General features: G+C 69.1%; 10 protein-coding genes. 4 read left to right on the top strand and 6 right to left on the bottom strand.

What is annotated here, in order from left to right; genetic code table 11:
- Positions 1 to 35: 35 nt before the first annotated feature.
- Entirely contained in the window at positions 36 to 1,085 is a 1,050-nt protein-coding gene (locus C5B85_RS14405; RefSeq protein ID WP_181064451.1) for an aromatic acid exporter family protein, read from the bottom strand.
- A 273-nt stretch (positions 1,086 to 1,358) separates the two neighbouring features.
- The gene (locus C5B85_RS14400; protein WP_104286703.1) at positions 1,359 to 2,018 is read right to left on the bottom strand and encodes a hypothetical protein; all 660 of its coding nucleotides are present in this window, start codon (positions 2,016 to 2,018) and stop codon (positions 1,359 to 1,361) included.
- Between the two features lie 37 nt (positions 2,019 to 2,055).
- Here C5B85_RS14400 and C5B85_RS14395 point away from each other — a divergent pair, with 37 nt between their 5' ends.
- On the top strand, positions 2,056 to 2,985 hold the full coding sequence (locus C5B85_RS14395; protein ID WP_104286702.1) for an alpha/beta hydrolase: 930 nt from the start codon (positions 2,056 to 2,058) through the stop codon (positions 2,983 to 2,985).
- Between the two features lie 32 nt (positions 2,986 to 3,017).
- Here the strand turns inward: C5B85_RS14395 and C5B85_RS14390 are convergent, their stop codons facing one another.
- From C5B85_RS14390 to C5B85_RS14380, 3 genes are read right to left on the bottom strand one after another with little or no spacing between them, the layout of a single operon-like run.
- Complete coding sequence (locus C5B85_RS14390) at positions 3,018 to 4,265, bottom strand: hypothetical protein (protein WP_104286701.1); 1,248 nt, start codon at positions 4,263 to 4,265, stop codon at positions 3,018 to 3,020.
- On the bottom strand, positions 4,262 to 6,322 hold the full coding sequence (locus C5B85_RS14385) for a hypothetical protein (protein ID WP_104286700.1): 2,061 nt from the start codon (positions 6,320 to 6,322) through the stop codon (positions 4,262 to 4,264). The genes C5B85_RS14390 and C5B85_RS14385 overlap by 4 nt, the downstream gene beginning before the upstream one ends.
- Before the next feature lie 3 nt (positions 6,323 to 6,325).
- Positions 6,326 to 7,945, bottom strand: a complete 1,620-nt coding sequence (locus tag C5B85_RS14380; RefSeq protein WP_219819417.1) for a phenylacetate--CoA ligase family protein — start codon at positions 7,943 to 7,945, stop codon at positions 6,326 to 6,328.
- Between the two features lie 170 nt (positions 7,946 to 8,115).
- On the opposite strand from C5B85_RS14380, the gene C5B85_RS14375 reads away from it, so the two are divergent.
- Together C5B85_RS14375 and C5B85_RS14370 are read left to right on the top strand one after the other, a co-directional pair.
- On the top strand, positions 8,116 to 9,117 hold the full coding sequence (locus C5B85_RS14375) for an intradiol ring-cleavage dioxygenase (RefSeq protein ID WP_104286699.1): 1,002 nt from the start codon (positions 8,116 to 8,118) through the stop codon (positions 9,115 to 9,117).
- 75 nt (positions 9,118 to 9,192) lie between these two features.
- Positions 9,193 to 9,393, top strand: a complete 201-nt coding sequence (locus tag C5B85_RS14370; protein WP_104286698.1) for a twin-arginine translocase TatA/TatE family subunit — start codon at positions 9,193 to 9,195, stop codon at positions 9,391 to 9,393.
- A 79-nt stretch (positions 9,394 to 9,472) separates the two neighbouring features.
- On the opposite strand, the gene C5B85_RS14365 is transcribed toward C5B85_RS14370, so the two are convergent.
- The gene (locus C5B85_RS14365; RefSeq protein ID WP_104286697.1) at positions 9,473 to 12,061 is read right to left on the bottom strand and encodes an excinuclease ABC subunit UvrA; all 2,589 of its coding nucleotides are present in this window, start codon (positions 12,059 to 12,061) and stop codon (positions 9,473 to 9,475) included.
- Between the two features lie 158 nt (positions 12,062 to 12,219).
- Between C5B85_RS14365 and C5B85_RS14360 the strand changes: the two genes are divergently transcribed.
- Positions 12,220 to 13,401: a Gfo/Idh/MocA family protein gene (locus tag C5B85_RS14360; protein WP_104286696.1), complete on the top strand. Its 1,182-nt coding sequence runs from the start codon at positions 12,220 to 12,222 to the stop codon at positions 13,399 to 13,401.
- The last annotated feature ends 174 nt before the right edge of the window (positions 13,402 to 13,575 follow it).

The following is a 13,575-nucleotide window of genomic DNA, read 5'->3' as shown; positions in this document are numbered from 1 at the left end:
AGGGGCCTGCCCGCCACGCCCCCTGCACGCCACCCCTACGCCTCGGCGGTGAGGCCTTCGTGGATGCGGCGGAGGTCTTCGATGAGCGAGCCGATGAGCACCCAGCTGCCTCCCTTGGGTGCGGAGACGACGAGTGGGGCGGTCAGCGCCGGCGGCTCCAGGATGAACGCCTTCGGCTCCCCGGGCTCGCTCGGAATGAGGATGCGCGTGTCGTGCGCGGCCCGTCGCAGCTGCTCGGCGATGGCGATGGCCTGCGGTTCGTCGGCGAGCGTCGGCTCCCAGTGTTCGGCGACGGCGCGGGTCATGCCGGTGAGCTGCGTGACGATGGGGCGGAAGCGGTCGAGCAGCTCGCGGCATTCGACGAGCTCCTCGTGGTGCCTCGACTTCCGCGGGTTGAAGGCGAGCGACTCGAGTCCGTCGGCGATGGAGTTCTCGGCGGCACCCGCCATGGGCCGCAGGAGGCGGGCCTTGAGGAGCATTTCGGTGAGGCTCGCGGGCGTCTGGGGCTGCTCGATGGCGTCGGCGAGGCGCTCGAGCGACGCGGCGATCTCGTTGCCGAGCATCGCGGTGTCGCGCTGGGCCGGACCGACGAGCACGGGCGGCAAGATCACGGCGTTGATGAGCAACCCGAACGCGGCGCCGATGAGGGTTTCGAGGATGCGGTCGAGCGCGTACTCGGGGGTGGATGCGCCGAGCGCGAGGACCAGCATGGCGCTGATCGCGACCTGGTTGCTGGTCGTGGAGGTCATGCGCAGCAGCCACGCGACGATCATGGCGACGACGATGGCGAGGAGGATCACCCACGACTGCGGCCCAAGCACCAGCGAGATGGCGCTCGCGACGGCCACGCCGATGACCACTCCGGCGCTTCGCTCGAGGGCCTTCGCGAACGACTGGTTGACGCTCGGCTGCACAACGAGCAGGGCGGCCACGGCAGCGAACACCGGTAGCGGGCCGGGGATGAGCCAGCCGGCGAGCAGCCACGCCCCGACCGCAGCGATGGCGGTCTTCGCGACCTGCAGGGCGGGCACGCGCTTGCTCGCCTGTATCCGGTCGAGGCCGGTGAGACGAGTGAGGGAGCGCACGTGCTCAGCGTAGGACGCCGGGCGGGGCCCGCGCCCAGGCGTCGCCCAGCGGCCCGGTCCGCCGGCTCAACTCGGCTCGGCTCGGCTCGGCTCGGCTCGGCTCGGCTCGGCTCGGCTCGGCTCTGCTCTGCTCTGCTCTGCCAGCGCAGCTCAGCTCAGCTCAGCCCGGCCCGGCTCGGCGCGGCTCGGTTCGGTTCGGTTCGGTTCGGCTCGGCTCGGTTCGGCTCTGCTCTGCTCTGCCAGCGCAGCTCAGCTCAGCTCAGCCCGGCCCGGTCAGCTCGTCGTTGCCGTGAAGATCGCGAAGGCCACGACGATTGCCAGCACGATGACGACGGCGAACGTCGCACCCGCGATCAAGAGCGCGAAGGCCACCGGATGCGCCTGCCACCAGGGCACGAGGCGCGGGTCCCTGGCGCGCAGCTGCGGAGGGGTGATCGGCTCGGGGACGGAGATCCACGGCACGCCGCGGCTCGCGAGGTCCTGCATGACCGCGGTGAGCTGCTGCTGGGTCCACATCTGTCCGACGAGGATCAGCAGCCTGCGGTCGCCGCCCGTGACGATGAGGTGGTGCGTGGGGGCACCCATGAAGCCGCCGAGCGTCATCTGGTCGACCGTGACGACGCTGGTCGCCTCGGCCGCGGAAAACCGGCGCGTGCGGAACATCCACCTGTGCTCGATCCAGCCGTCGCCGAACCGGATGTAAGTCTCGCGCATGGACTTGCGGGCGAGCCAGATCGAGAGCGGCACGGAGCCGCCGATGAGCAGAACAACGAGCATCCCGTAGCCGAAGCCGAGCCAGAAATCCTGGAGGGAGAAGATGACGACGAGCACCAGGAGGATGGGCGCGAGCATGGCCAGGCTGATCCAGGACTGCCGCATGTTCAGAGCGATGGCGCGACGCTGGGTTTCCGGGGAGAGACGTAGCTCGTGCATTGGAAGAGCCTAGAGTGTGTGCCCGTATGGTGGGCTGATGCCGAGACGCTCGCTGACCGCACCGCACGGGGTGGAGGCGACGAATTCCGCCGTCGTCGGGCCCCACGGGCCGGTCCCGGTGCGCACCTACTCCCCTGCCTCCCCTGCTCGCGGCGCCCTGCGCTCGCCCGTTCTGCCCTTCATCTGGCTGCACGGCGGTGGCTTCTACTCCGGCGGGCTCGCCCAGCCGGAGACGCACGAGGTGGCTTTCGCTTTGGCCCGCGCCGGGTTCGAGGTGACGACCGTCGACTACCGGCTCGTGACGCTCGGAGGTCGCGCGAAGTCCAAGGCGGCGGATGCGAGCGGCGGGGGCACCGCGGACGACAGACACCGGACGTGCAAGTCGCGCCGTGACGACCACCCCGAGGTGCGCTACCCGGTGTCGCTCGACGACGTGCTCGCGGTGGTGGCGACCGTCAGCGCGCGGTCACCGGAGGGGCTGGTGCTCGGCGGCGCCAGCGCGGGCGCGTGTCTCGCAGCGGGCGCGGCGTACCGGCTCGAGCGTGCCGGAGCCTCCCCGATCCGCGGGCTCTTCCTGACCTACGGGACGTTCCACGCGCGGCTGCCGGCGCGGTCCCCCGAGCTGCTGAGTCGCCTGCGCGGCGGCCGCCGCTACGTGCACACACCATGGCTCATCGGTGCGATGAACCTCAACTACGCGGGCAGCGAGGAGGTCTTGTCGCGGCCGGACGCGTTCCCAGGCGGGCACGACCTGAGCGGGTTCCCGCCCTCGCTGGTCGTGGATGCGGACCGCGACGCGATGCGCGCATCCGGTTCGCTCTTCGCGCGCGAGCTCCACGACGCCGGTGTCGACACCGAGTACCGCGTGCTCCCCGGCAGCTCGCATGCGTTCCTGAACCGTCCGCGCGACCCTGCCTTCGTGCGCGGCATCGACCTGCTCAGCGACTGGATGCGGCAGCTGGGCTGAGCGGACTTGTCGCGCTGGCGAGGGCCGCCGGTTCACCGACGCGGGGCGCGTGGCGGGTTCGGGTCCTTCGGAACACCGACCCTTGTGATGAACAGCGGCACATCACGGCGCGAGAGTCCGAGCCTGTAGCGCAGCTCGCCTTGCGCGAGCGACGAGTCGATGATCTCGGAGGCTGGCGAAAACGCCGCCCCGCGCGCGCTCGCAAGCAGCCACAGCCGCATGAGCGCCTGGCCGGCCTCGAGCACCCGTTCTGGTGAGAGTCCGAGCGGAGAGTTGAGCACCCGCGTCGCATCGGCTCCAGATCCGAGGTCGAGCAGCTTCGTGTCTGCGACCAGGACGAACGCTGCCGCGGCGGCAGGGGCGTCCTCGCCAGCCGCCGAGACTGGCACCTCGAGCAGCACCCGCCGCCACAGCTCTCCGACTGGGGCCACGACGCGCACCGCTGCCTCGCGCAGGCGCCGCTTCCGTGTGAACGCCGACGCAAGCCGGGACACCAACGCGGGCACCCCGAGCACCTTGTTGTTGAGACCGTCGACGTCGTAGCGCGGATGCGAGGGGTGCAGACGCAGCCAGTGCGCAAGCTCGCGAGCGATGGCAGGTTCGCGCAAAGTGTCGGCGGTGCCGAGCGCGGAGAAGTGCCGCAGGTCGTCCGCGTCGACGGGCACGAGCCGCAGCCAGGCAGGCAGCGCGTTCGCGAGCTCGATCACAAGCCCCTTCGCTGGCGCGAGATCACCGCGCACCGTCCTCCGCGACGCCAGCAGCTGTCGGTCGGAATCCGGGCCGGCCGAGGGCACAGGTTCCGCGCCGCCGGCGGGGGCGCTCCCGCTGCCAGGCGTATCCGCCGCCGTGCCCTGCGAGTGGGTTCCGGTGCCGGTCGCGCTGACACCGGCGCCGACACTGGCGCGCACGTTCATGGCGCCGTCGACTGAATCGGCCCCTGGGCCGCCTCCGGCTTCGCGCAGCTCGATGCGGAGCACGGGCTCGTCGCTCCTCGCGTGCACGATGGCCTCCGGGTCAGCGAGCGCGGGCAGGACCTCAACCTCGAAGTCGACCCCGTGCGCGGCCGCGCTGACGCTGAACGCCTCGAGCCAGGCGCCCAACCCGAGCAGGGTGTCGCGTCCGGTGGGGTCGGAGGCGGGGAGCGTCCGCTTGCGCGAGACCCGCAGCTCGACCGCGGCCCCGTCGCCGATCATGCGCGGCGACCAGGGTTGCGTGTTGTGCGCGGACGGCGCGGACGCGGCGTCGGCGATGATCTGGTTCAGCGTGTGGATGCCCGTCATGGCTGCTCCCCCTCGTGTGTCGCGTTCCCCTCGGGACCCGCCCCGACAGCCCGGCGGTAGAAGACGGTCTCGTGCAGTTCCTGGCCGCCCATGCGGCTGAGCTGCCGCGCCGACGCTGGGTTGTCGCGGCCGATGTAAGTCGAGCGCAGCGCCGTGTAGCCGCCTTCGATGAGCGCCTCCCCGACCGTGCGACCGAGGAGCGTGCTGATGCCGCGGCCCCGCGCCTCGGGGATGGTGCCCTGGATGGTGAGCACGGCTTCCCTCGGTTCTTTGCGCTGGCGCCAGATCTCGAGCAGCTGCCTCAGCCCGATTCTGCCGGAGGAGCGCTGCACGATGCGCGTGACGTCGGGAACGCAGAGGAGGAAGCCGAGCGGCTTGCGCGTCTTCTCGTCGAGCGCGAAGACCCAGATGCTTGGGTCAATGATCGCGATGAGTCCGCTTGTCGCCTCCCTCATCTGCGCTGGCGAGATCTGTGTGTAGTAGGGCAGCCTGGCGAAGGCAGCGTTGACAAGCTCGCGCTGGCGGGCGACCTCGCGTGGGAATCGCAGGCGCGACGCGTGCTCGATGACGATGCCCGCGGCCTTGAGCTCCGCATCGGTGGGCGCGGTGAAGGCGTCGCTCTCGATCTGCCCGAGGCGGCCCTGCTCAAGGCGAGCGAGCCAGGTCGCCGACTCGTTCCAGGTCGTGAAGCCGAGCCCCTCGTAGGCGGCTGGCACCCAGTCCGGGTTCCAGGCCCCCTCTACGAAGCCCCGCTCCCCGAAGCCGCTCGTGATGACACCGCCGACCTGGTTCGGGAGGAGCGTGACGGGCCCCAGGAGCTCTTGCCGGCCTGCCTTCACCGCTCGGGCTTCGACGGCTCCGATGATCGCGCCGAGCGCATCCGCATCGGCCGCAGTGACGGCTCCGAACAGTTGCAGGCGCGAGTCGAGCTTGGCGTCGAGGGCGGCGCTTGTGTGCGTTACGGCTCGGGCGAGGGGTGTGCCCTCGCGGTAGGCGAGCAGCAGCTCCACCTCCGGTTCGTGCGCGGCAGAATCTCTTCGCGGAGAACGCGGGCCCTTCCACCACGACCGGAGCGTCGACTCGAGCACGGGCACCTCGCGGCTCGGATCGGAAACGCGCCCCGGTAGCTCGACGAACTCAAGGAATTCGAGCTCCGAGCGCACGCGGCGCACCTCGATCCCGCGTGACTTCGGCGTCGTCCCAGCGAGACCGGACGTCGCGTTGGATCTCGGTAGCGGGGCAGACTCAGCCAGGGCCGAACTCTGCGCGTCCGTCCGAGGAACAGCACCAGGAACAACACCAGGACCAGGACCATCCGCTCCGTTCGCCGAGCTGCTTTCGACACTCGCCAGCTCCTCCTCGCTCGCGAAGAGGCGGATGAACCCGGCGTTGGCGTTCCTGGTGTCCTTCACGATCCACTGCATGAGGTGCGTGTGCTCGGGCATTCTGGCGAAGCGCAGGAGGGCGTCACGCGTAGAGAAGTTCGCGAGCGTTCCGAGGGTCCACGGCGCCTCCCAGTAGATGCCGTGCCAGCAGTAGTCGGGCATCCTTCGCATCTTGCCGGTCATCTGCCCCCAGATGCGGCCCGTCACTGCCCAGGCGAGCGGGGTCGTGTAGCGGGTTGCACCGACGAACATCGATGCAGTGTCGAAGATCGTGTGCGTCGGCGGTGGGATCGGGCTTGTCAGCTTCCTCGGCTTACGTGTCGGCTCGGCGACAAGCGGCGGTGTGCGCCCCTCGGCGCGTTCTTTGGAGACGGGGGCGAAGTGCGGGTTGTGCGCCATCTCGCCGGGTGGTGGTTCGGGATCGGCTCGCCAGATGCCGTTGGAGTAGCCGCGAGTCTCGGCGAGCAGCAGCTTCGTGCGCCCATCGTGCCCGGCCGCGACCTCACGCGCTCGCTCGACACTCTCGAAGAGCAGCAGCTCACCGCTGACCCGGCGGTCGGTGAAGCGCTGACGCCAGATCACACCCTCGCGGCTGGCGCTGCGGCCTTCAGTGATGACCAGCGCCTCCGCCTGTCCCTGGATGGGCGCCTTCGAGAAGTCGGTGGTGAACATGGCCTACTCGGCGTTCTTGACGACGTAGACGTTCTTGATCTTCGAGTTGCCTCCCAGGAACGGCCCCGTGCCGAACGGGTGCACCTCGATGCGGAGGTCGCCCGTCGACGGGTCCTCGTCGAGGGATTGCGCGAAGTCTCGCGAGACGGAGGCGAGGTGCTCGACGATGCCGAGCCGGGTCGTCTCGCTCAACTGTGCGACGTCCTTATCCGAAAGCGCCACCCCGTCGCGCAGCTGGAGGTGCACGATGGGCCGCTGCTCGTGCCCGTCGAGTTCAAGCAGGCCGAGCTTGAAGGACTCGATGTCTCCGGCATGCGGGTTGTCGCGGTAGAGCCCGTTCTCGATGTCGATCGGGTAGAGGTTGGCGCCCATGTAGGAGATGGTCGAGTCCTTCCGGCCGAAGAGCAGGAGGAACGGCAGCTTCATCCGCTGCACCGCGAATGCCCGGTGGAATGCGCGAGACAAAGCCGGGTCGAGCTCGGCGATCTTCTCTCGCACCTCGGGGAACGAGAGGATCTTCGCCTCGTCGCCGATGTTGTATCGCAGCTTCGGGCTGAGCACTGCGGAGGAGTTGAGCGTCACCACGAGCTCGTTGTTCGGATTCGTCTCGAGGTACGTCTCGAGCGGGTTGTACTGGAAGACCATGGGGATGCGCGACTCGTCGCCGCCGAGGAGGGCCCGCCTCAGCCGCTCGTCGGCGAACATCGCTCGGCGCAGCCACACGCACGCGTCCGATTCGCCGGCCATCCCGATCGTGAGGTCGGAGGCCCCGTAACCCGAGTAGACGCGGCCGAAGCGCTCCTCAAGGTAGTCGCGCAGCCCCTCCGTCATCGCCTCGCCCCCGACGAAGCCGTTGAGGCGATGCTTCGACCAGTCGAACCATTCCTCGCCGTCGAGCCGGTCGCGCAGGTGCTTCAGGAAGGGCGGGTACGCGCTGACGAGGTACTGGTATTTCGGCCCGAAGTGGCGGATCGTGTCGACGATCTTGTCGATGTCAGGGCCGGTGTTCTTGACCATCGAGATCTTCGAGAGCGCGTGCCCCGTGTTGGTACCAGTGGCCCACGCCCCCATCGAGAAGGCGTTGATGCCGAACAGCTTCTTCGTGCCGAAGAGCAGCGTGATGTACCCGGCCACGTTGTTGTGGATGGTCGCGAGCTCGCGCCGGCCGCGTATCCAGTTGAAGGGCGAGCCGCTCGACCCACTCGATTCGTCGACGACCGTGCCGACCGTGTCGATCTCGCCGCCCCAGCAGCGCTCGTCTTCCGTGTAGCGCTTGACGTAGTCGTCCTTGTTCGTCTCCGGGTAGCTCGACAGCTGCCACCAGCGGAAGCTGAAGTCGTTCTCGTGCAACCACCGCTGGTAGGCGGGCACGTCGAGGTTGGCGCGCTGGCAGATCATCCACGCGTTGAACTTCGCGAAGTCGCCCATGGCGGGCACGTAGTGGCGTGCGGTCCAGCGCCAGACGGCCGGATGTAGGTGGTACAGGTCGTAGGTCTTCGTGAGCGCGCCCGACCCGAGCCGCAGGAGTGACTGCCGCAGCTTGGACGCACGCCGCAGGCCGGCCGGTCCGGGCGCAACCTCGCTGCCCGCTCCCGACTCCCGAACACCGATCTGCTGAGTCACGTTGCTCCCCCGCTCACGTCTTCCCTGAAGTGTGCGCATAGCTAAGCACGAGCCACGGACATTCAGCCTGGGATGCGAGCCATAGCCCTGGCATAGGAACGCCATAGTCCCCTGCCTGGCCGGCGACTCATGCTGGCTCTCGTTCCACGACGAAGAGCAGGAGAGTCACCATGATCAAGATCCCCGAGCCCGACCTCACCCCAGACGGACCCGCCTACGAGGGCAGGCTTCTTGACCGTGCCGACGAGGAGGTCGTCGACCAGGGCGTGTCGTTCGACCTCGGCACGCTCATGTCCCGCCGCGGCCTGCTGAGCATTTTCGGGGTCGGAGTCGGAACGGTGGCGCTCGCAGCGTGCACCCCGGCTGGGTCCGGGGCGTCGAGCACGGCGGCGGCCACCGCAGCTGCCACAGCGACCGCCAGCCCGACCGCGAGCGCAGCGGCGGGCACCGTGCCCGCGAACGAGATCCCCGACGAAACCGCGGGCCCGTATCCGGGCGACGGCTCGAACGGCGCGGACGTGCTTGAGCAGTCCGGAGTCGTGCGCAGCGACATCCGCACAAGCATCGGCAGCACCACGGCCGCTGTCGGCGTGCCCATGACGCTCACACTGACCATCCTCGACATGGCAAACGGCGACAGGCCGTTCGCGAACGTCGCCGTCTACGTCTGGCACTGCGACGCCACGGGCGGCTACTCCATGTACTCGGAGGGCATCGAGAACGAGACCTTCCTGCGGGGCGTGCAGGTCGCCGACAGCTCGGGCAGCGTGACCTTCACCTCGATTTTCCCCGCCTGCTACACGGGCCGCTGGCCGCACATCCACTTCGAGGTCTACCCCACGATCGACGACATCACCGAGTCGACGAACGCCATCTCGACCTCACAGGTCGCCCTGCCCGAGTACGCATCGAACGCCGTCTACGCCCTGTCCGGCTACGACGGCTCCGCCCCGAACATGGCCCAGGTCAGCCTCGACTCCGACAACGTCTTCGGCGACGACGGCGGTGCCCTGCAGCTCGCGACCGTCACGGGCGACGCGACAAGCGGCTACAACGTCGCCCTCACGGTCCGAGTCGATACGACGACCACACCGACCGCGGGGGCAGCGCCGTCAGGCGGCGGCGCGGGTGGCCCCGGCGGTTCTGGCGGCCCAGGCGGCCCAGGCAACTGAACCCGGCGCATCCGGCCAGACGGAACTCTCAAACGCCCCCACCGCAGAAGACCAACACGACGAAAGGCGACCATCATGCTCGCGAACCTCACCGGCTGGCACGGCATCGCCGTGCTCGCCATCATCGTGCTCATCTTCGGCGCCTCGAAGTTGCCGGCCCTCGCGAAGAGCGTCGGGCAGTCGATGCGCATCCTCAAAACGGAGGTGCGCGACCTCGAGGCGGAGCTGACGCCAGACGCCGGCGGTGCGGAGGGTTCAACCCCGCGCGGGGGCTGAGACCCTCGTGACGACAGGATGCCCCGGTCGGCCAAGACCCCCACAGTCGCCAGCACATCCGCCCGCGCATCCGCCGCCGTCACACCCCAGTCGCCGCGAGCCGCTCCACTGCGGCCTTCAGGTACGCGGATGTCGCACTGCCCTCGACCGCGGCCACCTCTTGCGGGGTGCCCTGCGCGACGATCGCTCCGCCCTCATCCCCAGCGCCCGGCCCCATGTCCACGACCCAATCTGCCCCCGCGACGACGCGCGTGTCGTGCTCGACCAGGATGACGGTGTTGCCGAGGTCGACGAGGTCGTGCAGGTGCCCGAGCAGGCGGTCGGAATCGGCGGGGTGCAGGCCGGATGTGGGTTCGTCGAGCAGGTAAAGGGTGTCGCCCTGCTGCGCACGCCGCAGCTCAGACGCGAGCTTCACCCGCTGCGCCTCCCCTCCGGAGAGTTCAGGCGCGGGCTGGCCGAGCGAGACGTAGCCGAGGCCCACGTCCGCGAGCGCATCCAGATGCTGGAGAACTTCGGAGTGACCCGCGAACTTCTGCCGCGCTTCGGTGACGCTCAGGTCGAGCACGTCGGCGATCGAGGACCCCTCGAACTCGACCTCGAGAGTCTCCGCGTTGTAGCGCTTACCGCCGCACGTCGAGCAGGGCGCCTGCACTGTGGGCAGGAAGAGCAGCTCGACTTCCATGGTGCCCTCGCCCTTGCAGGTCGGGCATCGACCGCTTGGCAGGTTGAACGAGAAGCGGCTGGCGCTGTATCGTCGCCGCCTCGCCTCATCCGTCGCCGCGAACAGCGAGCGGATGCGGTCGAACAGTCCCGTGTACGTCGCGACGTTCGAGCGCGAGGTGCGGCCGATGGGAGCCTGGCTGACCTGCACGATCCGCTTGAGGCGTTCCGCCGGCCCCCTGGCCCGACCCTGTGTCGCCGCTGCATCGACGGCGAGCATCGGGTCAGCCCGCTCCGGCTCACTGGCCGCCGAGACCTCGCCGACCTCGCTCGCAAGGCTCGCGCGAAGCAGGTCCGGCAGCGCCTGGTTGACAAGCGTCGTCTTCCCGGAGCCGGAGACCCCCGTGACCGCGGTCAGGCAGCCGAGCGGGAACTCCACCGAGAGGCCGCGGATGTTGTTGCGCACGACACCTTCGAGGGTGACGTGCTGGTTCCGGGGCCGTGGCTCCCGGAACCTCGGCTTCGGAGAGTCGGCGCCGTCGAACAGGTAGCGGCGCGTCACAGACTCCTCGGCGTTCTTGAGGCCGCTGAGCTCGCCCGAGTAGACGATACTGCCGCCAGAAGCACCGGCCCCCGGGCCGATGTCGACGATCCAGTCGGCCTCGCGGATGACGTCGAGCGAGTGCTCGACGTAGAAGACAGTGTTTCCCCGATCGCGCAGGCCACGCAGGATGCCGAGCAGCGCCTCCGTGTCCGCGGGATGCAGGCCCGCCGAGGGCTCGTCAAGCACAAACACGACGCCGAAGAGACCAGCGAGCAGCTGATTCGCGAGCCGCAGCCGCTGCAGCTCACCACCGGAAAGCGAGCCCGTCTGCCGGTCGAGCGAGAGGTAGCCGAGCCCGAGATCAGAGAGAGGCGCAAGCCTGGCGCACAACTCGCCGGCCAAGCGGCGGGCGGCGTGGACCTGCTCGGGCGCGAGCGCCGCCGTCTGCCGCCGATCGCCGGCCGGACCCCAGTCAGGTTCGAGCACGCCCCTCATGAGCGCGGCCAACTCGCGAAGCGGCATCGCGGCGACCTCCGTGATGTCCCGCCCCTCGAACGTCACGGCGAGCGCATCCGGCTTCAGCCTCGTGCCACGACATGCGGGGCACTGGATGCTCTCCATGAAGGCAGCCGCCTTCTCGCGCATCCGCTCGCTCTTCGAGTTCGCGAACGTGTCGAGCACGTAGCGCTTCACCCCGACGAACGTGCTCATATACGACGGCTCGTCGCCCGCTGCCACCGCTGCTCGCACCTCGGCTGGCGGCAGGCCCGTGAAGACGGGCACCTGAGGCTTCTCGGATGTGGACAGCAGCCAGGACCTCTGCTCAGCAGGAACCTCCCGCCACGGGATATCGATGTCGTAGCCGAGCGAGACGAGGCTGTCGCGCAGCTGCTTGCCGTGCCAAGCCGTGGGCCAGGCGGCGATCGCCCCGTCGCGGATGCTCAGTGAAGCATCCGGGATCATGAGCTTCTCCGGCACTTCGTAGACGCGGCCGAGCCCGTGGCAGTTCGGGCACGCACCCTGCACGGTGTTCGCCGAGAAGTCCTCGGCAAGCAGCATCGGCGCACCCGCGGGATACTCGCCGACCCTCGAGAAGAGCATCCGCACGACGTTCGCGATTGTGGAGGTGCTCCCGACCGTCGAGCGAGCGCTCCCGCCGCCACGCTGCTGCGGGAGCGCCACCGCAGGCGGCATGCCCTCCACCGCATCCACGTCGGGCGGGGAGACCTGGTTCATGAGGCGACGCGCGTACGGCGCGACAGACTCGAAATAGCGGCGCTGCGCCTCCGCGTACAGCGTCCCGAAGGCCAGGGAGCTCTTGCCGGAGCCGGACACGCCGGTGAACGCGACCAGCGCGTTGCGCGGGATATCCACGTCCACATCGCGGAGGTTATGCTCGCGCGCGCCCCGCACGAGGACTCGGTCTGGGGCTCCGAATGGCGTTCGTTCCTCGGCAGATTGCATCAACTCAGCATGCCGCTTGCGCGCCGCCCCAGCCTGGGCGTCGTGGGCAGGGCCTTCAGGTAACGCAAGGTTACGCAAAGCTACGACGCCCCAAAACCGAGTAGAAATGTCTCGTTGTCCGAACATATGACAGCTCCAACCTGGACAAAGGAGTTCCCATGACAGACCAGACCGCCAGCAGCCCCCGCACCATCGGAGTTGGCCTCATCAGCGTCGGCTGGATGGGCCGCCTCCACTCGCGCGCCTATCGCGCCGTGCCCGACCATTTCCCCGAGCTCGGCATCAAGACGCGGCTCGTGGTCGCCGCAGACCCGGTGCCAGAGGCACGCGCGCAGGCCGAAGAGCGCCTCGGCTTCGAGCGCACCGTCGCCGACTACCACGAGGTGCTCGCCGACCCCGAGGTCGACGTCGTTTCGATCTGCTCGCCCAACTTCCTGCACGCGGAGATGGCAATCGCGGCGGCCGAGGCCGGCAAGCCGTTCTGGATCGAGAAGCCCATGGGCCGGTACGCGTCCGACTCGCGACGCATCGCATCCGCAGTGGATGCAGCCGGCATCGTCACGGCCGTCGGGTTCAACTACCGCAATGCACCGGCGATTGCCCACATGAAGCAGCTCATCGAAGAAGGCGCGATCGGCCGGGTCACAAACGTGCGCGGCGCGCTCCTCGCCGACTACTCCTCCGACGCCCTCGCCCCGCTCACGTGGCGTTTCGAGCGTGAGCGCGCCGGCTCTGGCGTCCTCGGCGACCTGCTCTCGCATGGCCTGGACCTCGCTCAGCACGTCGTGGGCCGCATCGGCAGCGTCTCGGCAACGGCGGAGACATTCATCACGGAGCGCCCCGCGCCCGGCACCGGCATCGTCGATCGATCCAAACCTGGAACCGGCGAGCTGAAGGCCGTCGAGAACGAGGACTACGCGGCGCTCCTCATGCGCTTCGACAACGGTGCAATCGGTATCATGGACTCCAGCCGCATCATGCGCGGCCCCCGCGCCGAGTACGCCCTCGAGGTGTACGGCACAAACGGCTCGCTGCGGTGGGACTTCCAGCGGCTCAACGAACTCGAGGTCTGCCTCGACTCGTCGAACCCCTACGGCTACACGACCGTCTACATGTCCCCAGGTCACGGTGAGTTCCACCGCTTCCAGCCGGGCGGCGGAACCGGCATGGGCTTCGACGACCTCAAGACCATCGAGGCAGCCCGCTTCCTGGAAAGCGTCGTCACCGGCAAGCAGGTCGCGCCGTCGGTTGCCGACGGGCTCGTCGCCGCGCAGATCGTCGAGGCCGCAGAGGCATCCATCGAGGACGGCCGCTGGCACGACGTCCCCGCCCGCGCATAGCGGCGGCGCGCACGTCCGCTCGCCGCACGGCTCCAGGGCGCGCGGCCCCGCTCTGCGTCAGGTTTCGGGATGGGTTCCACGCTTCGGGATGGGTTGCACCCATCTGCGTGCGCGCAACCCATCCCGAAACCGTGATTCAGCGAGCCGGCCCTGCCGAGCCGGGCCTCTCGCGGA

Origin of the sequence: Pseudoclavibacter sp. AY1F1, from assembly GCF_002931075.1 — a bacterium.
Classification (GTDB): Bacteria; Actinomycetota; Actinomycetes; order Actinomycetales; family Microbacteriaceae; genus Pseudoclavibacter.
The sequence above is the reverse complement of the archived record's forward strand: the minus strand, read 5'-3'. Positions and strand labels throughout refer to the sequence as shown.

Bases quoted from the DNA above. Each gene is read 5' to 3' on its own strand.
- C5B85_RS14400 (WP_104286703.1), bottom strand. From the start codon at position 2,018: ATGCACGAGCTACGTCTCTCCCCGGAAACCCAGCGTCGCGCCATCGCT.
- C5B85_RS14395 (WP_104286702.1), top strand. From the start codon at position 2,056: ATGCCGAGACGCTCGCTGACCGCACCGCACGGGGTGGAGGCGACGAAT.
- C5B85_RS14390 (WP_104286701.1), bottom strand. From the start codon at position 4,265: ATGACGGGCATCCACACGCTGAACCAGATCATCGCCGACGCCGCGTCC.
- C5B85_RS14385 (WP_104286700.1), bottom strand. From the start codon at position 6,322: ATGTTCACCACCGACTTCTCGAAGGCGCCCATCCAGGGACAGGCGGAG.
- C5B85_RS14375 (WP_104286699.1), top strand. From the start codon at position 8,116: ATGATCAAGATCCCCGAGCCCGACCTCACCCCAGACGGACCCGCCTAC.
- C5B85_RS14370 (WP_104286698.1), top strand. From the start codon at position 9,193: ATGCTCGCGAACCTCACCGGCTGGCACGGCATCGCCGTGCTCGCCATC.
- C5B85_RS14365 (WP_104286697.1), bottom strand. From the start codon at position 12,061: ATGCAATCTGCCGAGGAACGAACGCCATTCGGAGCCCCAGACCGAGTC.
- C5B85_RS14360 (WP_104286696.1), top strand. From the start codon at position 12,220: ATGACAGACCAGACCGCCAGCAGCCCCCGCACCATCGGAGTTGGCCTC.